Source organism: Saprospiraceae bacterium (genome assembly GCA_016713025.1).
GTDB lineage: Bacteria > Bacteroidota > Bacteroidia > Chitinophagales > Saprospiraceae > OLB9.
On record JADJPZ010000004.1, the window covers coordinates 603,940 to 627,914 of the forward strand.

The following is a 23,975-nucleotide window of genomic DNA, read 5'->3' on the forward strand; positions in this document are numbered from 1 at the left end:
TACTGCTAATTAAACTTTTCGCCTCTTTTGATCCACTTATCGATATCTTTTTCGTTTCTGTCAGCAGGCAATCCCGGATGAATCACTCTGGCTGTACATTTTTCGGCAGCTTTCACCAGGTCCTGATATGGTCCACCATTAGGATTGATGATGTAAGCCTTTTTGTTATTATTGTAAGCAAATATTTTGCCGTTGAGCTTGGTGCATTCATCACAGGAAGTACAACTCTCCGTCTCTATCCAGGGAGCCATATATCCACCATCTGTCGAAACTTGGTTTGAAGTAGCTGATGTTGGGGTGGCAGGTTCTTCCTGAGTTACCAGATTTTCTATTCCTGAGCCATTGCCACCAGCTAATTGCATCAATCCTTTGGCGATTTTACCTACAACTTCTTTGCGTATTTTGTCTTCGATATCGACTACAGCGGTTTCTACTTTATCTAATCCCGCCAATTCTTTGAGCATGACCCAGAAGTTTTTTCTATCTTCGCATGATTCAACTATAGGAGCAGCGACTAAGACTCTCACTAGATTCTGTTTTTTATCCACAGTCCAAATGTAAGGGAAGATACCTTCTCTGTCAGCTTCCGGAAGTTCGATAAATTCAGAGACTACCATCATATTATCATTCCAGGCATCGCGAGGAACCTTTCTGAAGTGTTTTCTGAATCTGGCTTCAGTCAATGCAAAATCTGCAAACGTCATGGCCACTTCCATGGTTTTTTCCATTCCAAATTCGGTGTATTTGAGTTTGTAAGTTGGCCACAACAGATCCATTGCAGGATTTCCGCTTAGGTCAAGACACTCTTCTATTTTATGCCCTTTGGCAGGATTGTATTGGAATATTGGATAAGCCCTGGATTCCATAGCTAATTTTGCCTGTTGTACGCCAAGGTCGTCCGCTACTCCATGTTCAGGCTGACAAGTCGTGTAGCAATTAAATATGGCAGGTCGTTTGGCCATCAAACCGTCGATAAATCCTTCTATCATCTGACTGGTATTGGCAAGAGTACTTTGCAATACAAATGTATTACGGTGTGCCATGGCTATCAATCCAATTTCTTTTCTTGGCTCTGATTTTCCTTTCCACACCTTTCCATATTGTGCCATATCGGATACCTGACCGATAAATCCTGAAGTACATGCCTGACCACCTGTATTTGAATAAACCTGTGTATCGACTACAACTACTTTGATAGGTTTACCTGACGCCATCATTCTCGAAAGATTTTGGAAACCTATATCATACATGGCTCCGTCACCACCCAATGCTACAACCGGAGGACAAAGCAACCACTCTTCATCTGTGAATTGTTCCCATGTAAAATAAGTGAATATAGGATCATGAGTTGCAGGATCATACTGACCATTGATGACAAGTTCTGCCTTCCTGATGGCTTTGAATCCATCTGCCATTTTAGACATATGTCCTTCAAAGATACCCATTGCAATGGATGTGGAATCCTGGAAAAGATGATTGGTCCATGGGAATGGATAGGGATTGAAAGGATACGTGCTACCCCAAACCGATGTACAACCGGTAGAGTTACACATACCCATTGAAGATCTTCCTTTACCTGTGGTACCTTGAGTATATTTCCATTTCAGGTTTTTGAGTTTGGCCAATGTCCTTGTAATATCCATCAGCCAATCCTGATCTACTGGCGATGTTTCTTTTTCGCGATCTAATTTATGTGCCAGGTCAGAAACTTTCAGGTCACTGGTATAGGACTCCTGTACGATACGAGTCAGCGTATCAGTATCTGAGACATCGAGTGTGCTGATCAATTTTTGTTGTACAATCTTTTCTAATTTGGCAATTAAATCATCCAAATAAGTAAGGTGTTTTTCTATACGGGGCTGCATCAGGGACTCAACAGTAGCTGTGAATAAATGCACTACAGATTTTTCAGAGCAACCTAAACATGCACCGTCACCACTGGCAAAATTAAGGTAAGCATCCTTGTTGAGAAGAATAGTTTCCAATGGTCCGATTTTTTCTTCCAGGCTGTCTATACGATTGTATTTTTTTGGAGTATTTGGCAGGTCTAACCACAGATCCCATTGGCCTCTCATGCTTGCCACTGATGCTTCTGTCTGAGGAACAATTTTGAGCGCATCATCATCACACACATTGACGCATTCCATACATCCTTTACAGGTAGTAGGATTGATCGTGATGCTGAATAGTCCGCCACTATTAGGTTCATTTTTTTCGTGCAGATCAAAATATGGTCTGGTAAGGGCAAAATCAAAATCACCCAATTCATCTTTGAACCATCCAAACTCTCTGACAACATTTTCGTCACCATTACTCTCTGAGATCATTTTGGAGATTGCATGGTTGATATAGGTATTGACAGTCGCGCCATTTTTGGGTTGATTCATGAGGGTACGGATGTGACTTTCCATCTGGCGCACTGCTTTTGGAAGCACTTCTACATTGCCGTGATTTTTCTTTACTCTCTTCAGCACAGTCTCCAGGACATCAGATAAGGTACTTACCAACCCTGGTATAGCCGTATCAGGACACACAGTATAACAATTGCCGCAGGCCGTACAATTATTGGGAATCCATGATGGGTGATCAAATCTGATACCAGTCATATCTCTGAATAAAGATGTGGTAGCCGGCATCACACTCAGACCAATGAATGGATCAGTGATATTGTCATTGCCTAAACCTTGCTGATAAAAATTGCCGGTTTGCTCCCAAAATCTGTGTATATCACTCAATTTTGATTGACTTTGCGGAGAGCTTTTCAGCATCTGTGGAAGAGGAAGTATTGGTTTGCCATTTGATTTTTCAGGAGCATCTTTACTGATTTCTTTTATTTTTATTTCCCTTACTTCATCAAATCCTCGTTTTACAACCCGCATGTTATCATCCACGACTCGCTGACCTTTGGAGCCAAACTTGTGCATCAATTGATCTTCGATGGCTTTCAACAGTTCCACATCATTGAGATTGGCCTTTTGCATCAATGGTGACGCTGCAAAAAATGCGCCCTGGAAGGCGATACCCTGCATTCTGAGTTGTAACTCAACATCTGTAGCTTCTTCTCTGGCTATTTTAAAACCGTCGATATAAAAAATATGAATTTCCTGTTCGATGATGACTTTTTGATAAGGTGCAGGTATGTTGGCCCATACTTTTTCGGGTTTTTCCTGATCGCTCTGGATGATAAAACATCCGCCTCGTTTCAATCCTGCCAATGCATTGGTATGTTTAAATACATTGGGATCCGGGGATAAAACTACATCCACAAAGAAATATTCACAATTGATTTTGATAGGTTCAGGTGCAGCGGCGAGATAATATGTCGTAGGCTGACCTTTTTTCTCAGAGCCATATTTCGGATTGGCTTTTATTTCGTAACCGAGCAGATCATATAGTGTCATCGCCAGATTTTTACCTGTAGTAATCGCTCCCCAACCACCGATAGAGTGAAATCTCACTGTGATGGCATCTTTTGGCATCATGTTAGGATTTTCGCTTCCTCTTACGCTCAGATCCTTGATATTGGGATATGCATCAGAAATGGATTCCTGATATAGTTTTTGTTTAGGAGTATAAGGCACATCTCTTAGAAAGTCGATAGACAAGTAGAACAGTTTTTTATGTTTGCCATTGGGAAGCATGTTTTCTACTGCTCCGATGATACCCTCAGGCTGTAAGTCTCTGCTACCCATACCGAATGAACCAGAATAAATATCTGGCATATCTCCAGGTTTGTATGTGGTTAATTCAGGATAAGGTACGCCATGTTTGGTAAAACCGTTTTCTGCACATTTTGAAAGGGTAGCCCGTACTTCTCTGGCTATAGGCAGATCGGCAGCAAGTGGCTGATCCAAACGTTCCAGGATAACAACACCTTTTTTTCCTTTTATAATTTTAGATACCAAATCTCCCGGGAATGGGCGGAACATCACTAAATCCACAACACCTACTTTTATGCCACGTGTTTCGCGCAGATAGTCTGACACCACTTCTGCACTTGGGATAAGACTTCCCTGACCAAGGATGAGATAGTCTGCATCCTCTGCTTTGTAGGTCATCACTCTCGAGTACTTACGACCGGTGAGTTTTGCATATTCATCAAAAGCCTGATCAGTAAGTTCTTTAATATGGTCAAAGAAAAATGGTCTTTGAGACGCCACACTCTGCATATAGGAATCCTGATTTTGGACAATACCGGCCATCATAGGATTATCCACATCCCAGACTTCAGGGATACGACGACGCTGATCTCCGTAAATGATTTTCTGTGCCGGAGTAGGCGTATCGATGATATCATCAGGTCTTCCTAAAAAGTCTCTGATCAGATTTCTTTCCGGAAGATATAAGGATTCTATAAGGTGCGTCGTTAAAAATCCATCCTGAGCAATGATACCCGGTGTAAGTGCCAACTCCGCTATTCGGTGAGCGATGATGTTCATGTCAGCTACGTGCTGCACATTTTTGGCAAATAGCTGAAAAAATCCAGTGTCATCTATGGCATGATAATCATCATGTCCTGCATGTACATTGAGGGTGGATTTGGTCATCGCTCTGGCACCAATATTGAGGACATAAGTCAATCTTTTTCCTACCGCGGCATATAGTGATTCATGCATATAGGCAATACCCTGACCGGATGAAAAATTGGCTGCTCTCAAACCTGTCATAGAAAGACCTGCAGTGACTGCTGCAGCTGCGTGTTCGCCTTCTGGCTCGATAAAAATCAATGGCCTGTCTGATATGTTGAGATGGCCTTTAGCTGCTTCCTCTGCCCAGTATTCACCCATTTGGGTGGATGGGGTAATGGGGTAGGCACCTGCAGCATCTGTGGATTCTCGCTCGCACATGATGGCGGCAGTATTTCCATCCATTACAGTTTTTACACCAGGGTATTTGATTGACTCATTCATCTGTTAAATTTTATTTGAATTTTAAGATCAGATGGAATTGATAACTTACATCCATCTATGGTGTTATCGAACTCTCGTTTCGAATGAAAAATAATCATCACGATTTGTATGCTTATTGCTCATGCTCATTTCATGATTTTTCCTTTTACCATTTAAATGGCTGCAAGGTAAAGCACATCCGAAACTTGAAATATGATTTTTATCATAATACATAATGACATTTTTCAGCACACTCAAAACCAACTACTTTGAGATGATTTCTTCAATCTTAAAGCGATATAAAGGCTTGTGCTGAGATATAAAATTTTATTCAGTAATATTGAACCTAAAAAACTAAAATGATAATCTATTACGACCTCCAAATACTGTATTCTGACCTATGAAACTACATGACCATGCCGTCAGGTGTGCTGACGGTTCCTTCACTAAACTGAGCTCCCACTCAATTTTACTGTCGTACCGTTCAGTCATACACCATACTGTGCGCAGCTATGCTGTAGTGATGACTTCAGCATAGCTGCACACAGTATGATTTGTCGTCAAAAGTGCTGATTTTACCCGCCTGCTCCGAAGCGGGCAGGTTGTATTTTTGGCCTTCATAACGGAATCATTTTAGATATTTAGGTTGAATAAATAACTATATTTTAAGGATAAAAAGGCTTTAATATCTTCCCTTCATCACTGAGTAGTTGGTGAAGGGTGTCATCCTGTAAAATTTGTTTTAAACTGTAGTTTTTGCCATTTATTGATACATTATTGGAAATCAATCTTATGCCATGACTATAATCTGCATAAGTTGCGCCATGACCATTGTACAACGGTTGGATAGGGCTGCCATTGAGATAGTGCCAACCATAGATAACTACACCTGTTTTATTTTCACTTTTGTAAATTTTGTTGGAGATTACGACATCCTTTTTATGGCCACTTACCAATGATCCTGGTGGATGATCTTTAAGATATGAGGCCCTTTGATCATTGATCATTTGATGATGTTTCCACATTACAGATATTTTCGTCATTTCCGGGCTGGGAGCAATAGGTGATGGTGATAATTTGACCGAAGAATTCTCCCAAATTGTATCTACAAGCTTGCGCGTAGGAAGAGAACAATTTAATTCATCGCACAGCTTTTGGGCAAGTAAAGGAGACATTGGTATCATAAAATAGTCCTGTTCACTACCGATTGACAAATAATCGGGAAGAACAAATATTGTCACTTTATAACTTTTTGCATCAATTTTTTGCTCAAATGAAACAGGGACTAACATCCGCTGAAAATCAGGAATGTTGCCGCTTAAAATCTCCCTGTATATAGCATCATCCAGTTCATCTAAAGAAAGATCTTTTACCGACTCCGCAAATGCACTTCCTGATAATGAAGCAGATGCCCGGGATTGTATTATTAAAGATTGTGAGAAGAAGACATCACAATGCAGAAAATGTACCATTAAAATAATACTCAGACTCGTATAACACTTACCCATGGCTCATTATCATTGCGGATTATTTTATATTGTTTAACAACTAAAAATATTACAGAATATGACTTACTGTCATATTACCAGCTTTTTATTCTGGATGATTTACTCAAAGTACCCTTTTGATAATTCGCAGTTTGTGTGTATACTTATAAAGATCAGTATTATAAATGCCATGATGATCAATTTTGTCAATTCTGACACAACCATACACATGAATTATTTTTTTTTCTCCCATCATTATTCCCACGTGGTTTATTTGACCTTCTTTATCTTCACAAAAAGCTAAATCGCCTTCTTCTGCGAGTTCGGCAAAATCTACTATTTCACCAAGTAAAAATTGTTCAAGTGGGAATCGAGGCATCCATATTCCAAAAAATCTAAAAACATTTTGAACAAGAGCTCCTGCATCAATGCCAAATGGAGACCTGCCACCTTTCAACTCAGGGCTGAACAAATACCTCCTTGCAATTTTAATCAGCAATTCCGGGCTGGTTTCCAGTCCATCTACTAATGTTGCCTGACCATTGAAAATGTATTTGTTATCAGGCATCTGAAAAGAAATACCATCAAACTGCGGTAGGGAAGAACCAATGACGATAGATTTCGTATAGTCATCATTAAATACCGAATGACATATTTCAAGAGATAATGCCGGATTTAAATTCAATTTTTCAAATAAGACTTCATCAATGAGAAATAATTGGACAGAATGAACCCAACCAATTATATTACAAGCAGTAGTATTTACTTTAAACCAGTGTTTGTTTTTTTTCTGAATAACCGTACAGGTTTCGCCAAAAAGCATTTGGCTGATCATCCCGGCATCTTCTGATGGTGCATGCCAAACAGGTACCACATTTAAATGGCACACAGCATGGAAATAATGTTTGGTGTCAATCTTTTTTTTCTTTGACATACACCTTTATATAATTATTTTAAATATCATTCGTTATTGAATGGTAAGAAAATGAATAATACAAGATCAAAAATCAGTCCATATTCATTAAAAAGATTGAAATATATAAAATTTATTAGATTTGCACTCCAATATATTAAATAAAACTTTAATGAGAGTTGTCTTGGCATCCACTTTTATTTGTCTTTTCCGAAAAGGGGCTGTTACCTTGGTTTTTTTCTTTGTTCTTAGCAGTGTTCTGGTTGGACAGGATGCACATTTTTCACAGTTTTATGCATCTCCGATGACATTAAATCCTGCTTTGGCAGGTACTTATACCGGTACTTACAGGATTTCAACTATCTACAGAGATCAATGGAGAGGGGCTCTGGACAATTCATTAAGGACATTTGCAGCAAGTGGTGATGTGAAGTTTAATATGAATTTTGGTCAGACTTCCATGCCGGATGTGGTAGGGGTGGGTATCACTTTTTTTGGCGACAGAGTACCTACATTTGATTTTAACTCCAATCAGATTATGCTCACTGCTGCCTATCATAAAGCTTTGGATAAAAAGACAAAACAATATTTAGGATTGGGGCTACAGGGAGGTATTTTGCAAAGAAGTATCAATTACGAAGATCTGAGTTTTCAAGATCAGTTTAATTCCGTTGATGGTTTTACCTTGCCAACAGGTGAAAATCTTCCACCCAATAACCGAGCCTTTGCGGATTTGGGTTTGGGGCTTTATTACACCATTTCACCTACAAAAAAATCCAACTTTCATGCTGGGGTCGGGTATTTTCATCTTACAAAACCGAATATATCTTTTTACAATATCCCTGACATTATCAATCCCAATGTTATAAAAAATGATACCTTGAATGCCAAGTGGAGCATACACACAGGAGCATCATTTGAAGTGGCAGACAGGATTTTTGTCCAGCCCAGGATGAACGCATTGATTCAGGGACCGCATGCGGAGTTGAACCTTGGAACAACATTCAGATATAAAGTATCGAAAACTGAAGCAAAATACCTATTGTTAGGTCCGTATATAAGAGGTGTAAAAAACTATAATAATGTGGGTGTTGAATCCGTGATTGCGATGGCAGGATTTGAAATGAATAACTTCATCATCGGCTTCAGTTACGATCAGAATTTAAAAAATCTTGTATCGGACAGGAGATCATTGTCATCTTTTGAGTTGTCCATCATTTACATTGGAGAACATCATAATGATGATAATTTTTGTCCTCAGTGGTAATGCTAATTTGATTGAACTTTATAACTTTCAACACAATTTCTTTTACATATTTTTTGTCAGCTGCTGTATGACACGAAATTCACTGAGAAATACCTTGCCAATGACTCGGAATGCCGTATAAAAAGGAATAGCCAACACCATACCCAAAATCCCACCCACTTTTGCTCCAACTAACACTACAATAAATATCTCAAGAGGGTGCGCTTTGACACTTTTGGAAAATATATTGGGCTGAAGTATGATGTCGTCTATCAATCTGGTGACCATAAATACTAATAAAACCTTGATAATAAGAGGTATCATTTCGTCGTAAAATGAAAGTTCCATATGCGATGACAATGTAATCATCACACCAATAGCGGTAGCAACCAATGGACCAATATATGGGATAACATTCATAATACCTGCAAAAAAACCTATCAGCAATGCATTTTTAACTCCCAATGCCATCAGAGACAATGAAACAATCAGCGTAATAAGCGTCACTTGTATTAAAATACCTATAAAATACCTGATCAGAAGACGGCTGGTTTCATCAACAGCTTGTCTTGTCTGCTGTTCATACCTGCTTGGCACCATGGATGTCAGGATTTTGTCAAACAGACCTTGTTCTCTCAGAAAGAAAAACCCAATAAAAAATATCGAAAACAAACCCACCATAATATCACCGAAAGCCGACACAGAATCTCCAAGCATTTGTCTGATCTTTTCAGGATTGACATAGGTATTGATATTTGATTTTAAGATTGTAAAAAAATCTTCTCCCGATTTTTCAATTCCTGTTTTTTCATGGAGAGGTTGGTTCTTTTGATTTTCAGGAAGGTAGATGTTTATACTGATGGATTTTCCATCAACTTTGTTTTCTGAGTTTAGCACTGAATCCACCGTAACTTTGTAGACGGGCATCTCACTCTCACCAGCAGTTTCATTTATTTTTTGAGTGGTCAGAGTGGTGTCAGATTCTATCATCAGTTTCTTTTTTATCAGCCATTTCTCCCAGTCTCTTATAGGTTCTTCAAGTGCAGTTACCACACGATTATAATCCACTTTTGACAGATTTTCTACTTGATTGACCAATGGTGGTATAAATGTCCAAATGAGTGCCATACAACCAATCAGAAACAGCCCCAAAGTAATCAATGCCGCAATGTTTTTGCCTAAATATTTTCTGAGAAATACCACTATAGGAGCTCCAATCATGGATATAATCCAAGCTATAAGGATGTAGGTTACAATTTCACTAAAATAGTACAATACGGCTCCTACTATCAATAGCGAAATGGAAGCAATCAGATATCTGGTGTTAAATTTCATTGGATTGTTGGTATTCCATGCAAATATATATCATTCGGGTAAGTTTCTGGTAAAAACATACTCTAAATCAAAATTTGTAAATCAAGCATTTTTTATATTTTTCCTTTGACAGTTTAAGAGAACCTTAAAAAGAACATTAACTTTGGACTCTAATATTTGACCGCAATGGATTCAAGCTTGCAAGGACTTAACGAGATTCAGGTTCGTCATAATCGGGAAAAATTTGGCTCGAATATAATTGAAAACCAAAAGGGAGGTCACTTTTTTAAGATTTTGGTTGAAATCATCAGTGAGCCGATGTTTTTAATATTGGTCATTACGTCTGTGTTATATTTTGTACTGGGAGAATTCAGTGAAGGACTTATCATGCTGATAGCTATTTTCCTTGTAGCAGGTATTTCTTTGTTTCAGGAAAATCGGAGCAGAAACGCTGTGGATTCGCTGAAGAAACTTTCTAATCCCAAGATAAGATGTATGAGGAATGGAATTGATGAAGTCATTGATACAGAAGAATTGGTTGTTGATGATATTTTTTATGTTGAAGATGGAGATATTATTCCTGCAGATGGTTTCATTATTGATGCCAATGATTTTTCCGTAAATGAAAGTATGCTTACAGGTGAATCATTGCCGGTTTTCAAAAATGCTCTGGCAGTATCTAATAATATTTTCAAAGGGTCAATGGTGGAATCAGGATACTGTAAAGCTATTGTTACTTCGGTGGGAGTTAACACTGCCATGGGCAAAATTGGTAAGAGTCTTGACAGTATAATCAATGAAAAAACACCGCTACAGCAACAAATAAGAAGCTTTACAAAGTCCATGGTAGCCTATGGTGTGATTGCTTTTTTGCTTGTTTGGGGCATGAATTATTTTCTAAAAGGAAATCTGATAGAGAGCCTTTTGCAGGGTTTGACTTTGGCTATGTCAGTATTACCGGAGGAAATACCCGTTGCGTTCAGCACTTTTATGGCTTTAGGTGCTTATCATTTATATAAAAAAAGAGTAATAGTCCGCACTCCTTATACAGTGGAAGTATTAGGTGCCGCTACGGTAATTTGTACTGACAAGACAGGTACATTGACGGAAAATAATATGGAAATTGTATCCATTTACGACTTCCAAAACGATATTCTTTTTGATTTTACCAAAGTTCCTCCATCGTCCAATGATGTCTTGACATATGCAATGTGGGCATCAGAACCAAGTCCATTTGACAATATGGAAAAAGCTATTCACCATATGTATGGGCATTTAGCAGAAGTGGATTTGAGGCCTGGTTTCAGCATGCATAAAGAATATCCTCTCAGCGGAAATCCTCCTATGATGACCCATGTATGGAAAGATGACTTTGGAAATGCCGTTATCGCTGTCAAAGGTAGCATGGAGAAAGTGTTGAGTCAATGTGATGTCTCTACTCTGCAATTGCAACAAATAAACCAATGTTCGACACAACTTGCAAATAAAGGGTATCGTGTATTATGTGTAGCAAACTCTGATCACAATATACAGTCACTTCCAGATTCTCAAAATGATTTTAAATATAATCTCTTGGGATTGATCGCTTTTTATGATCCTCCAAAAAAGAATATAAATGGTGTCCTTAATAATTTTTATAAAGCAGGAGTGGACATAAAGATGATCACAGGAGATCTCGCAGGAACCGCTGTTGCCATAGGCAAACAGGTGGGTATAAAAAATAGTGAAATCTTTATGACGGGAGATGAATTGGTGCACTTGAGTGAAGACCAATTGAGGTTGAAAGTAAAAGATATAAATATTTTTGCAAGGATGTTTCCAGATGCAAAGCTCAGATTGATAGAAGCCCTGAAATCCAATGGTGAGGTAGTTGCGATGACTGGTGATGGAGTCAACGATTCTCCTGCTTTAAAGTCTGCACACATCGGTATAGCTATGGGAAAGGGTGGAAGTGAAGTGGCCAAGAATGCTGCTTCCATTATCCTTATGGACGATGACCTCAAATGGATGGTCGATGCCATTGCGTTGGGACGAAGGATTTATGAAAATCTTAAAAAAGCAATAAGGTATATCATTTCTATTCATATTCCTGTGATACTTATTGTCGCGTTGCCCCTATTTTTATATTGGAAATATTCAAATATTTTCACTCCGGTTCATGTGATTTTCCTTGAGCTTATTATGGGACCCACTTGCTCGATCATATTTGAAAATGAGCCTATAGAAAAAAATTCCATGAACAGACCTCCAAGAAAGATGGGTAATTATTATTTTTCTTTTAAAGAATTGTTAATCAGTATCATACAAGGCCTGGCCATAACCATATCATGCCTGGCCTTGGGATATTACTACATGGAAACCGGTGGTAGTGAATCCCTTGTTAGAACAGTTATTTATACTACTCTGATATTTTCCAATGTATTTTTAACCTTGGTCAACAGATCATTCTATTTTTCTTTTTTTAAAACTATCAGGTATAAAAACCACCTTATACCATTAGTCATATTGATTTCATTATTGATACTCATTCTGGCCGTCAGTTATACTCCTGTGAGGAATGTATTTGGCTTTGAAGTTTTATCATTATACCAGTGGTTTATTTGTTTTGGTGCTGCCTTTATTGGAGTCTTTTGGATGGAAGTGTATAAATATTTTTTTTATAAATAGAGTTTGCTGAATATATTATATCTACTTTTTCTGCAGACCCTAAATAGTGAGTAGTAGTAAAAAGAACATAAACTATAACTGCATTAAAGATTTCTTTTAGAGTATGTTTAAAATTTATCCATTAGCAATAAAATGTTCCATTTGTGTGTATGACAAATTACACTTTTTCAGTGTTCTATTTAATATATGGTAAAAACGTGGTTGAATTGGGTGGGTCGTCTCAAGCGTAGCTTGACAGGCTCTTCAGAGCCTGCCAAGCTACGCTTGGGAATGAGGGTAGAGATGAAGAAAATTTGAATTCGTGCAGTTTGTTAAACAAACGTTCCATTTTGGCTACAAATTCGTTAAATTTTTCGCCTGCCTGCCGTTTTTTTAAGGCAAGATTTATTGAGTCCACTCTGAAAAGTCTTTGAAGCAGAGAACGTGAAAAAAATCAGATTTCTAATTATCTGATAATCAAACGTTTCCATTTTGATTGGGTAAAAAACGGTTGATTGTCATTGGATTTGTTTTTTCGGAGTAGACTCATCTATTAGAGTTTAGCAGTCAGGAAGGTCGAATTGCCCATCCGCCGCGGCGGAATGCATAATTTGCCTCTTTACGCTCAAAATAACTCTATTCTATTAGCCAAAAACAAATTTTAAAACTCTTATTCTTAAATATTAGAGTACAGTCCTATTAGAGCTGATTGAGATCTTATTTATTTTGTTCTTTCATATATTCTCTTCCTGATTCTGGAAAGCGAAACAGGTGTTATTCCTAAATAATTGGCAATATGCTTATTAAATACTTTCTGAAATAATTCAGGATTTTTATTCAATAAATTAATGTATCTTTCTACAGGTAGTTTTGTCAGACTCTCTTCGATCCTGTACTGCATGATTATCATGTTTTCTTTTAGAATTTTTATGTACAGCTTGGTGAATTTTTTTTTCTTCAAAGCCAGATTTTCAAATTCGACAAAATCAAAAAGTAAAATTTTTGAATCCATAATGGCTTCAAATGAATAAGTAGCAGGATTGTCATTGACTAAATGTTCTACATTGAGGTTGAAGGTATTGCTTCGTCTTAGCATAATGTTAAACTCAACGCCTTTTTCATCTTTATAAGCTCCTCTAAAAAATCCTTCTATGATGTAAAATGCTTTTCGTTCTGAATTGCCAAAATCCAAAATTCTGGTTTTGGCGGGTACTACTATGTAAGAAGAAATTTCTATGAGCATCTCAACAACTTTATCATCAAACTCTTTAAGATTGTTTTTGATAAGATCGTACTGATATAAAGATATCTTAGTCATAAAGACATTATGTTTGGTCAAATATAAATACTTTGAAAGTAATAAAAAAATATTTACATAAGATAATAAATATTCCAATTTTTAAACATTACACCAAATTTATAAATACTCTTTATATATTCACTTTATTTTTTAACATTCAACAATTAAATCAATGTACAAATTATTAACTTTTAGTGTATTTATCTTACTCACTTACTCTATCTCAGCTCAAAATATGCTCAATGGAAGCGTTATCGACAATACAACCGGAGAGCCTATCATCGGAGCAAATTTAACCATCAAAGATACTGGTCAAGGCACAACCACTGATTTTGATGGAAAGTATTCATTTTCATCATCAAAGAGTTTTCCATGGACGATAATCGTATCATATATCGGTTATGAGACAAAGAGCATTATTGCAGATGGGAAGACAGAGCTTAACATAAGGCTTTCATCTGATGCTGAACTATTGGATGAGGTAGTAGTCTCTGCATCTCGAAAGGCAGAAAAGAAGCAGGAATCTCCTTCTGCCATTAGTGTTTTGAGTGGAAAAAACTTGCACTAGACAATGTATCCAATCCGTTTTTGGCACTAAGGAATACGACTGGTGTTGATGTGAGTCAAATGGGTGTTGCTGATGGGCATATAAACCTCAGAGGTCGATCTGCTGCATTTAACACTGAAACATTTATTATAGCTGATTATAGGAACATCAATTTACCAAGTTTAGGTACCATGATCAATGGACAGAATCCAATAGATGGAATAGATATGGAAAAGATCGAAGTAATAAAAGGTCCTGGAGGAGCTCTCTATGGTCCTGGTGTGGAAGCAGGTGTTGTTCACTTTATTTCAAAATCCGCTTTTAAAGAACAAGGACTTACGGTCTCACTGGGAGCTGGTACACAATCTCAATTGCAAGGAGCACTTAGATATGCTGGTGTTTCTAAGAGTCAAAAATTTGGATACAAATTGACAGGGTATTATAGACAGGCAAGAGATTTTGAGATTGACCTTACTGACTCTATTCAAAAAGCACGAGTAAATGCTTATCCAAAACAAATAACAAGTTCATTGACTGGTCAAAAAATTGGAGATCCTACTATCAATTATGATAACGAAGCATATAACGTAAATGCTACAGGTGAATACCGTATTGGTGCTGGCCACTCTATAATCGGTGTAGTAGGAACCGGAAGTTCAAAGAGTTTATTTAGATCTGGCCAAGGGGATGGATTCTTAAATGTAAGCAGACCTTATGCTCAATTAAGATATCAGAACAAAGGATTTTTTGCTCAAGGTTTCTGGTCAAACCAAAAAGGTACAGACGGCACTACATGGCTTTATGTCAATGGATTGACTCAAATCAACGATATCAATCAATACGAAGGTCAAGTTCAATACAATTTTAACACGTTAAATGACAAACTTGAAGTAACCACTGGTGCTGACTACAGACTAAATACCATTGACACAAAAGGATCGGTCAATGGTCGTAATGAAGATAATGATGATTATTCGATAATAGGAGCATATGCCCAGATAAAAGCAAAGCTAGCTAGTAAACTGGACTTGGTTGCTGCCGGCAGATACGATCAGTTTAAGGCTTTGGATGCATCTGGTTTTTCTCCAAGAGTAGCATTGGTATATAAAGCATCTGACAATCACACATTTAGGGCAACATGGAACCATTCACTTGGTGCGCCTTCTTCATTACAACTGGTAAATGACTTTGCAGCAGGCGATAGAGGTGCTTTTAAGGTATGGTTGAATGCAGGTTCGAATCCGCTGACTTTTAACAATAACCGGTACTTTAGTTTTGTCACTAATCAGGCTATGACTTCTCCTGACCTGGCATTGAGAGCTGCTTTTGCTGCTGCAACTGCAGGACTGAAGGCTGCCAACGCAGCTCTACCTTATGCATTATTAGAAAGCGCAGCATTTGTTGGGTCAATAACAGGTACTACAAAAGGTACACTTATGGATGCAGCAGGAAAACCTTATGCCCCACTAAGTAGAGGTGTCATCGGATTGTCCACTTCTGATATGTATGAAATAGGGTATGTAGGCAAGATGGGTAAATTAAATATGACTGTTGATTTATACTACAATTCAAGAAAAACAACCTTACCCCAGGTCTTACCGCATCTCCATTTATAGGATATGCTACAGCTGGTGCTGATTTGGCTGCGGCTGTAGAAACGTCTTTATTGGCTAATAATATACCGGCTGCCAATGCAAAGGCAATAGCAGGCGCATACACACAAGCGGTCAATTCTTTGACACAAAAAAATGGAGTTTTATCTCCACTAGGTTTATTAAGTTCTGACCAATCAATAACAGGAAAAACTTTGGACCTTACTTATTTTAATGTAGAGGAGATCAATTATACAGGAGCAGATCTTGGACTAAACTACGCCATTGATAAAAATTGGGGAGTATTTACCAACTATAGTTATTTAAGTCAGGTATATTGGGATGCTGTTAAAGTAACCGGATCAAATACAACGGTACCTTTCGCTTTAAATATGCCAGCGAATAGATTTAGAGTTGGTTTTGACTTTATTCAAAACAAAGGATTGGTATTTAATGCAAGTGTAAGGTATCAGGATGGTTTCAAAAGTGTAAACGGTTTGGCTTGGTCTGGAGATATACCTGCTTACACACTCGTAGATGCAGGACTTGGGTATATCGTTAATGACAAATTGACCTTGAATATAAGTGGAACAAACCTTCTTAATGAAAAATACAGAATTTTGGCCAACGCTCCTATCATAGGCACTATGGTCTTGGCTAAGGCAGTCTATAAAATTTTCTAATAGAGTATAGATAAGACACAAAAGAGTCAATAAATGCAATCAACATGTTGCTTTTGTTGACTCTTTTCTTTCCATATGAATAAGTACCATGGATGTTTTATACTCCCTCTCTATACTGTTTCACTAAAAAATGTCCATTTTAGGAGATAAAAAAAGGAATCTTGGGAAAAGATTCCTTTTTTGTTTGCATCTACACAACACCTATTTCGTGTGTATCATACAATTCCGCTATAAAATTTTAAGTTTAGAATTTAGTGGGTTATCCTGATAGAAACAAGTCTTCATGGTTTGAGCCTGGCAACCTATGTTGAGAGGTATGAGTTGCGGACAGTTTAAACAATTTATATGTACCTCTCACTTCAACGTCGAAGCCCCAATACCTTTTGCAACCTGACGTGGTGGAAACTTTGCAATACTTTCCTGATGTTTGCGGATATGAGGTGCAAAAAGGTTGACTACCCACGATCTTTCTTTCATCCATTGGAAATGATTTTTGCCGTCGGGAGATCTTTCGAATGGATCTAACTTAATATTGATCAAGAGTCCACCGTCAATTTTACGCGGTGCATCTAGCCATTCGTCTTTGACTGCAGTATGGACTTTCCATTGGTCAACACGCATAGCGTTGAGATCGTTTTCGCCATAATAGAAAAACTCCCGACGTTTAGAAGGTTCATTTTTAATTAGTATACCCAATTGATTGTACCCATCCAGATGCACTTTATACCCTTTATGTCCATTGAGAAGTTTGTCTTTGATATCCATGTCACCGATCCCAGCCATGAGTGTTGGCAACCAATCTTCGGAGGTGAAAAATTCACCTGAATAGGTATTTGCTTCTATTTTTCCAGGCCATTTGACTATCATAGGTACCCTAAATCCTCCTTCCCAGGTAGTACCTTTTTCACCTCTGAAACCAGCTGTTCCTGCATCGGGCCAATGAGACATATTCACACCATTGTCAGATGTGAATAATATGATAGTGTTATCATCCACCTTTAATTCCTTGAGTTTATCTAATAATTGACCGATAACAAAGTCCAATTGCATCAGACCATCAGCATATGTGCTCATTCCGGATTTTCCTTTCCACCTATCGGGCACGTGGGTGATTTGGTGCATGCGTGTAGGTGTAAACCACAAGAAAAAAGGATCTTTGTGGTTTTTTTCCAGCCAATGTCCTGCTTCCTTGCCGAAAATCTCATCTATATCGGCCATTTTTGCTTTGGGTAGAGGGCCTTTATCTACTATCTTTTGCTTGCCTACCATTCCCCATCTTTTGTCCACCGTGGTGTCTAATTGCGTAGTAGCATAGCTCCAGATTACATTTCGGGGATTCCCGGAGAAGTCAGGGTTTTTAGGGAACTCCGGTTGCTCGGACATTTCCATCATATTGAGATGGTACAACATACCATAAAACTCATCGAAGCCGTGCACTGTGGGTAGATACTCATTGCGATCGCCCATATGCCATTTGCCAAACAAAGCTGTCTTATATCCATGCTCTTTGAGTAAGGTGGCCAATGTAGGATCTTCTTTTTGGATACCCAATTTTTGACCTGGCTGCCCTACTGAGGTCAAACCTGTGCGTATGGGATACTGTCCTGTGATGATTGCTGCCCTGCCAGCAGTACAACTTGGTTGAGCATAATAATCTGTGAGCATCTTGCCTTCTTTGGCTATTCTGTCGATATTGGGTGTCTGGTAGGAAGCCAAACCTCTATGGTAACAAGATAGGTCAAAGTAACCTACATCGTCTACCATGATCATGACAATGTTCGGTTTCTTTTGTGCTATCAAAACATAAGACAAGCTCAAAAAAACGATAAGCATTTTGATTTTTAAACTATTCATATTCAACTTTTAATTTTTTATTTTAATTTTTTTAAACCATTAAGGTTCATTTAGATTTTTATTAAACTTTCTTTTTAAACCATTAAGGTATTAAGGTTCATTTAGATTTTCTTTTTAAACCATTAAGGCATTAAGGTTCATTTAGAATGTTAATAAAACTAAACTTTTAGCCAAATTAACAATTAATTCATTAACAATTAACCTATATCCTCTCTATTCCCGGTACAACATACGATTGATTTAACCAACTTTGCTCAGGAATATATTGTCTAAAAAACACATTGAAAGGCTGACCTTTTTCCACTGGATGCCAATTGCCTGCCTTGTCAGGGGCAGGTTTGTCAGCTTGAAAATAAATATCTAAGCTGCCGTCTTGATTGTATTTAAAAGTCTTCGTATAGGTACCCAACGAATTAATTTTATAGTCATTAGGGACGAGATTATATTCGTCAGTGTAAGCGGTCAATGACCAGAATCCAATTGGCTTTGGCAGTTGCTCTTTAGTGAAATGCATTTTGTATTGATATTTACCATCTAACGGTCTCCCTTTAGTATCGTTGAAGGTCCGAGCTTTGACACATTCTTCGATCCAGTGTTCCATAAGACCTATCATACATTGACTGCCTGCCCGACCAAAAAAATCACCGGACTCAGCAGTCCTTCCCCAGTTTTTAGGTCCCCATATCCATTGGTTGGAGGTGGTATTTTGGTTGGTGATAGAGGCATATTGGATAGAGGCATTTTTTAATAATGCTATGGCATCCACTACGGCTCTTCGCAGTCCTTTTTGGATAGACGGATGTAAGGTATCTGGTTTGGTTGTACCTCTGCTACCCATACCCACTAAAGCATATTTCTGCATCAAAGCATCATCTCTTGATGGCGGTGGGTTTTGGATCATCACCTCATTGATCATCTTTATTGCAAACAAAGGATCTTCTTTAGCATCAAATACATCCATCACATCACGAGAATACGGCTTTTTTATTTTACCTTTTTCGCTCAGCATATTGATTTTAAATTGATCTAAAAGTGTTTTAGTTTTGGCCACATCTTGAGGGTCGTCCCATATGGTATATACTCTTACCGTAATAAACGACCAATTCGTGGGGCTACGATATACCCCTTTGTATCCCGTAGTATCTCCTTTAAATCCTGGACCAACCACAAGATATTCACCAGCCACGTTGTTGGTAGCTCGGGTACCGATATAACCGTACAAATCCGAGTACATCTCTACCAACTGTACACTATAATATCTGTTTGTGGGATTTTCAGGGACGGTAATGATAGCGGCATCATTGGTCAAATCCGTCCAACAGAATCCATATCTTGTATCCCTATTTGGCGATCCACCATACTTGTTTTCTGGCAAAGGTGGAATTTCTGTTTGCCAGAGTTCATTGACACCCATGGATATATTACGCTCAGGCTTCTCCACAAACCGATATCTTATGTTTGACCAGTACATTGCCGGATAACCATAGATTACCGCATCTTTGCCTACTTCGTAAGCATACAGTTCTCGCCAGTCGCCCTTCGCATACTCCGGATTGGCACTACGAAGAGCATTGATTTGTCTTCCTAATTTTTCAAAACCATAAAAATAGGCAGCTACAACCCCAAGTACAATAATTGCTAAAAGTGCTATGAAAAATTTTCTCATTTCAACAATTTTATTAAATTTTTAATATTATTATTTAAACTCAACAGTTACCTTTTCCAAAATGCCTTTATAATCAAAAGGTGTTTGATATTGTTTTGTTATCGCTGCACCTACATTACTTCCTACACAAAATCCAGCACCAAATCCGATACCATAAATTCGTGCCATAGTCACATCTTTCAAGATACCTGCCGGCTTATCATCTATGAATAACTCTATATCACCTTTGGTCGTTAATGGTCGTGGTAAGCGTTCTTTGAGCATGTATCGGAAAGTCAATCTGTGTTGACCAGGACTCAACTTTTGAGTGGATTCAATATGATATTCTTTTATTTTTAAAAAGTTATGTGCATAATTCAGTTTGCCATTTTTGATATAAAATGACCATCCACATTGTTCGTAACCCTCACTTGCCAACACTCCATCTGCTCCTTTTTCTGGAATATTTACAAAAGCAGTCACCGTATGGCTACTGTTGGATAGAAAACCAAAAGAATTGGGCTGCATTTGAGAAGTGTTAGGATATAAGGTATAAACATCTTTATCTATTGCTATTTGAGGTCTGTTTGGTTCGTTTACCCTCTCAAAGAGGCGGTCATCCAGAGGAAGGACGCCATAAGATTTACCTTCCTGCCACCACAAATCTACCATTTCCTTTAGTTTCTGAGGGTTTCGGTCAGCTAAATTTTTTGATTCAGTAAAATCTTCTTGCACATCGTACAATTCCCACTTATCATTTCGATAATCGTCTCCTCTTTTGTGGTAAGACACAGCATTCCAACCGTCCGCCCAAATAGACTTTTTACCAAACATTTCATAGTACTGCTTGACTTTACGTGTTTTTTCGTTTGGATTGTCAAAAGTATAAGCCATACTCACTCCATGCAAAGGCATTTGCGGAATGCCGTTTACCTGCTTGGGTTCTGGAATCTCGGAGAGTTCTAATAATGTAGGAACTATATCTATCAAGTGATGATATTGATGGCGTTTACTGCCCTTGTCCTTGATGCGATTGGGATAAGACACAATCAAAGGGGTGGTGGTACCACCAGCGTGTGTATCTTGTTTCCATCTTTTGAATGGTGTATTGCCAGCCATTGCCCAGCCGTATGGATAAAGTGTTAAGCTTTGTGAAGTACCCAACTTATCAATATGAGGCATCAGATCTTCCAAAGTTTCGGGAAGGAGGTTGCGGTATCTATCACTTACATTGGAACCATTTTGTGAGCCTTCTTGTGACGCACCATTGTCTGACATGATGAGTATGATTGTATTGTCTGATAAGTTCATGTTTTCAAGTGCAGAAACCAATCGGCCTATTTGTACATCTGTATGGTCCAAAAACCCTGCGAACACCTCCTGAAAACGAGCATACAACTTCTTTTGATCAGCACTGAGTTTATCCCATTCATCCACCCCTTGGTCCAGATCAGGTAGGACTGCGTTTTGGGGAATGATGCCCATTTTTTTCTGCCGGTCAAAGGTTTCTTTGCGTACTATATCCCATCCTTTATCAAAACGTCCCTTGTATTTTTGAATATAGGCTTTAGGTGTGTGAAGTGGTGCATGAACAGCCCCAAATGCAAGATATGTAAAAAATGGCCTGCCTGAGTGAGCATTTTGTTGATCTTTTATAAATCGAATCGTTTTGTCCACCAGGTCTTCACTGAGGTGATAATCCTTTTTTGTGGGGACATCGATAGCTCGGTTGTCCTCTGTCAAAAATGGTATATAATGGTTCATTTCGCCACCTAAAAAACCATAAAAGCGTTCAAAACCCATTCCTAATGGCCAATGTGTGTAGGGTCCAGCTGCTGTCCTGTCCATATAAGGAGTCAGGTGCCACTTGCCCAAAGCCATGGTGTTATAGCCATTCAGCCGTAAAACATCGGATATCAATGCTGCCGATGGCGGAATTCTGCCATTACTATTGGGATAACCCGTAGCAGCCTCCGTAAGGATGTTCATGCCGATACTATGTGAATTCCTCCCTGTCAATAAGGCAGCTCGTGAAGGGGTACACAAAGGGGTAGAGTGAAAATTGGTATAGGTCAATCCATTTTTAGCCAATTTATCAATGTTTGGCGTTTCAATGGCACTGCCATAACATCCCAACTGACCGTAACCCAAATCATCGAGCATAATGACCACAACATTAGGTGCACCTTCAGGGGCCCTTGCTGGCAAAAATGGTGCCCAATGGCTTTGAGATGTTTTGTAGGTGCTGTCTATCTTGCCTTTAAAAACCGGTGCTTGAATGGGTAAAACGGTTCGGTCTATTTGCGCAAAAATAGTATTAACATTTAGAAAAACAAAAAGAATAAATAATTTAAGCTTCATTATCTGATAAATAAAGTGGTATTTACAAAAATCATTTCCCCAATAAAATATTAGGCAATCGTTTAATGGCAAACTTCAACTGCTTCGACAATGGTGCGTATGCAACATCATGAATCAATTGTCTTGTCTTACTATCAAATGGTGGCATTATCCAATCTATGGTCCCCCCATTGCCCCTCTCAAAATAACCTTTTGGATAAGAAAACTCCTGAAATCCTTCTACACCATGATGCCGCCCCATACCACTGGCACCTACACCCCCAAAACCCATGGATGGTTGAGCCGCTTGCAGGGCAATCATATTGACTGCCACTCCTCCTGAATGCGTATTTTGAGTTATGTCATCAATAAATTTACGATCATCAGAAAATACATATAATCCCAATGGTCTGTCATTTTTATTGATATAGTCTATGGCATCTTGTGTTGTTTTGTAGGTTTTTATTGGCAATATTGGCCCAAAAATCTCTTCCCGTATCATTTGTAAATCATCACTTGGATCGACTACGATATAAAATGGCATGTCTCGGCTGCCATCTTTGAGATCATTACCTATTTGAATAACTTTTGCCCCACTTGCTTTGGCCTCATCCACCAAACCCTGCAAGCGTTTCACATGACGTTGGGTGATAATGCCGCAAGCATGGTTTCTGGCATTGTCTTTTGCAAAGTGTGTTTGCATATAGTTGGCTATTTTGTCCACAAAGACATCTTTTTCCGCTTCGGGAACGAGACAATAATCCACCGTTACGCACATTTGTCCGCGTTTCACCACTTTTACACCTGCTATCGTTGCAATGGTTTCGTCTGTAATACGATCAGGCCCTACGATGGAGGGGCTTTTTCCACCTAACTCCAGTGTAACAGGCACCAAGTTTTCTGCAGCTGCCTTCATGATGAGTCGGCCGACAGTGCCGCTTCCGGTATAGATCAAATGATTCCAAGGGAGTGTAGGAAAATATTTTGCCAAATCCAAGCCCCCATTTACTACAGCTACCTGATCTTCATTGTAAGTTTTTAAGAGCATTTCTTGTAGCACAGCACCACTGGCAGGTGACAAGTCGGAAGACTTAATGATTACTCGGTTTCCAGCACCCAATTGGTCAAGCATGGGTCCTAATGCAATATCAAAAGGAAAATTCCAAGACACCATATTACCGATCACTCCTTTGGGATGGTATTTAACATAGGCTTTTGATTTTCCTTGTGTGACTGGATTACCTTCTTTAGCAATAGGCTTCATCCATTTTTCGACATTCGCAATATTGTATTTTGACCTATCGAACATGCCCAAAATTTCAAACAAATCGGAAGCATCTTCGGAGTGACCGCCAAAATCAGTATGCAGGGCCTCAGTAAGTTTGGTACTGTAATGAAGCAACATATCCGGTACGACTTTCATCAACTCGATACGTTCTTTAGCACTCGGATAGCTGTTTTTCAAAAAGGCTTCATTCTGTATTTTAAAGAGATGATTGAGCCTATCAATGGCTTTTGA

At 38.5% G+C, this 23,975-nt stretch carries 15 protein-coding genes; 5 read left to right on the forward strand and 10 right to left on the reverse strand.

Features of this window, described 5'->3' with window-relative positions; all coding sequences use genetic code 11:
- Positions 1-5: 5 nt before the first annotated feature.
- The 4 genes from IPK35_08980 to IPK35_08995 all read right to left on the reverse strand — a co-directional run bounded on the left by IPK35_08980 (position 6) and on the right by IPK35_08995 (position 7,310).
- A complete protein-coding gene (locus IPK35_08980; GenBank protein MBK8053387.1) occupies positions 6-4,871 on the reverse strand; it encodes a 2-oxoacid:acceptor oxidoreductase family protein in 4,866 nt (1,621 codons plus the stop codon).
- Positions 4,872-5,243: 372 nt separating this feature from the next.
- Positions 5,244-5,381, reverse strand: a complete 138-nt coding sequence (locus tag IPK35_08985) for a hypothetical protein (protein ID MBK8053388.1) — start codon at positions 5,379-5,381, stop codon at positions 5,244-5,246.
- 173 nt (positions 5,382-5,554) lie between these two features.
- Positions 5,555-6,361: a hypothetical protein gene (locus tag IPK35_08990; protein MBK8053389.1), complete on the reverse strand. Its 807-nt coding sequence runs from the start codon at positions 6,359-6,361 to the stop codon at positions 5,555-5,557.
- 139 nt (positions 6,362-6,500) lie between these two features.
- Entirely contained in the window at positions 6,501-7,310 is an 810-nt protein-coding gene (locus tag IPK35_08995; protein MBK8053390.1) for a C40 family peptidase, read from the reverse strand.
- 151 nt (positions 7,311-7,461) lie between these two features.
- Between IPK35_08995 and IPK35_09000 the strand changes: the two genes are divergently transcribed.
- The gene (locus IPK35_09000; GenBank protein ID MBK8053391.1) at positions 7,462-8,556 is read left to right on the forward strand and encodes a PorP/SprF family type IX secretion system membrane protein; all 1,095 of its coding nucleotides are present in this window, start codon (positions 7,462-7,464) and stop codon (positions 8,554-8,556) included.
- A gap of 42 nt (positions 8,557-8,598) precedes the next feature.
- On the opposite strand, the gene IPK35_09005 is transcribed toward IPK35_09000, so the two are convergent.
- On the reverse strand, positions 8,599-9,870 hold the full coding sequence (locus IPK35_09005; GenBank protein MBK8053392.1) for an AI-2E family transporter: 1,272 nt from the start codon (positions 9,868-9,870) through the stop codon (positions 8,599-8,601).
- A gap of 165 nt (positions 9,871-10,035) precedes the next feature.
- Between IPK35_09005 and IPK35_09010 the strand changes: the two genes are divergently transcribed.
- On the forward strand, positions 10,036-12,516 hold the full coding sequence (locus tag IPK35_09010) for a cation-translocating P-type ATPase (GenBank protein ID MBK8053393.1): 2,481 nt from the start codon (positions 10,036-10,038) through the stop codon (positions 12,514-12,516).
- A 700-nt stretch (positions 12,517-13,216) separates the two neighbouring features.
- Here the strand turns inward: IPK35_09010 and IPK35_09015 are convergent.
- Entirely contained in the window at positions 13,217-13,813 is a 597-nt protein-coding gene (locus IPK35_09015; GenBank protein MBK8053394.1) for a Crp/Fnr family transcriptional regulator, read from the reverse strand.
- A 154-nt stretch (positions 13,814-13,967) separates the two neighbouring features.
- Between IPK35_09015 and IPK35_09020 the strand changes: the two genes are divergently transcribed.
- Genes IPK35_09020 through IPK35_09030 form a run of 3 tightly spaced genes read left to right on the forward strand, consistent with a single transcriptional unit; the run spans position 13,968 to position 16,617 of the window.
- Positions 13,968-14,363, forward strand: coding sequence for a carboxypeptidase-like regulatory domain-containing protein (locus tag IPK35_09020; protein MBK8053395.1), 396 nt, complete (start codon positions 13,968-13,970; stop codon positions 14,361-14,363).
- Between the two features lie 20 nt (positions 14,364-14,383).
- The gene (locus IPK35_09025; GenBank protein ID MBK8053396.1) at positions 14,384-15,958 is read left to right on the forward strand and encodes a TonB-dependent receptor; all 1,575 of its coding nucleotides are present in this window, start codon (positions 14,384-14,386) and stop codon (positions 15,956-15,958) included.
- Positions 15,959-16,008: 50 nt separating this feature from the next.
- Complete coding sequence (locus tag IPK35_09030) at positions 16,009-16,617, forward strand: TonB-dependent receptor (GenBank protein ID MBK8053397.1); 609 nt, start codon at positions 16,009-16,011, stop codon at positions 16,615-16,617.
- 354 nt (positions 16,618-16,971) lie between these two features.
- Here the strand turns inward: IPK35_09030 and IPK35_09035 are convergent, their stop codons facing one another.
- The 4 genes from IPK35_09035 to IPK35_09050 form a co-directional block, all read right to left on the reverse strand.
- Positions 16,972-18,450 carry an arylsulfatase gene (locus IPK35_09035; protein MBK8053398.1) on the reverse strand — a complete coding sequence of 493 codons (1,479 nt, stop codon included), beginning with the start codon at positions 18,448-18,450 and terminating at the stop codon, positions 16,972-16,974.
- Positions 18,451-18,673: 223 nt separating this feature from the next.
- Positions 18,674-20,137, reverse strand: a complete 1,464-nt coding sequence (locus IPK35_09040; protein MBK8053399.1) for a DUF1254 domain-containing protein — start codon at positions 20,135-20,137, stop codon at positions 18,674-18,676.
- 30 nt (positions 20,138-20,167) lie between these two features.
- Positions 20,168-22,477 (reverse strand): arylsulfatase, encoded by a 2,310-nt coding sequence (locus tag IPK35_09045; GenBank protein MBK8053400.1) that lies wholly within the window; start codon positions 22,475-22,477, stop codon positions 20,168-20,170.
- 31 nt (positions 22,478-22,508) lie between these two features.
- Positions 22,509-23,921, reverse strand: coding sequence for an aldehyde dehydrogenase family protein (locus IPK35_09050; GenBank protein MBK8053401.1), 1,413 nt, complete (start codon positions 23,919-23,921; stop codon positions 22,509-22,511).
- Positions 23,922-23,975 lie beyond the last annotated feature (54 nt).

What these genes read in the sequence shown, in the direction of transcription:
- IPK35_08990 (MBK8053389.1), bottom strand. Translation starts at nt 6,361, where the DNA reads ATGGTACATTTTCTGCATTGTGATGTCTTCTTCTCACAATCTTTAATA.
- IPK35_09035 (MBK8053398.1), bottom strand. Translation starts at nt 18,450, where the DNA reads ATGCTTATCGTTTTTTTGAGCTTGTCTTATGTTTTGATAGCACAAAAG.
- IPK35_09010 (MBK8053393.1), top strand. Translation starts at nt 10,036, where the DNA reads ATGGATTCAAGCTTGCAAGGACTTAACGAGATTCAGGTTCGTCATAAT.
- IPK35_08985 (MBK8053388.1), bottom strand. Translation starts at nt 5,381, where the DNA reads ATGACTGAACGGTACGACAGTAAAATTGAGTGGGAGCTCAGTTTAGTG.
- IPK35_09045 (MBK8053400.1), bottom strand. Translation starts at nt 22,477, where the DNA reads ATGAAGCTTAAATTATTTATTCTTTTTGTTTTTCTAAATGTTAATACT.
- IPK35_09015 (MBK8053394.1), bottom strand. Translation starts at nt 13,813, where the DNA reads ATGACTAAGATATCTTTATATCAGTACGATCTTATCAAAAACAATCTT.
- IPK35_09020 (MBK8053395.1), top strand. Translation starts at nt 13,968, where the DNA reads ATGTACAAATTATTAACTTTTAGTGTATTTATCTTACTCACTTACTCT.
- IPK35_09000 (MBK8053391.1), top strand. Translation starts at nt 7,462, where the DNA reads ATGAGAGTTGTCTTGGCATCCACTTTTATTTGTCTTTTCCGAAAAGGG.
- IPK35_08980 (MBK8053387.1), bottom strand. Translation starts at nt 4,871, where the DNA reads ATGGATGGAAATACTGCCGCCATCATGTGCGAGCGAGAATCCACAGAT.
- IPK35_09040 (MBK8053399.1), bottom strand. Translation starts at nt 20,137, where the DNA reads ATGAGAAAATTTTTCATAGCACTTTTAGCAATTATTGTACTTGGGGTT.
- IPK35_09005 (MBK8053392.1), bottom strand. Translation starts at nt 9,870, where the DNA reads ATGAAATTTAACACCAGATATCTGATTGCTTCCATTTCGCTATTGATA.
- IPK35_08995 (MBK8053390.1), bottom strand. Translation starts at nt 7,310, where the DNA reads ATGTCAAAGAAAAAAAAGATTGACACCAAACATTATTTCCATGCTGTG.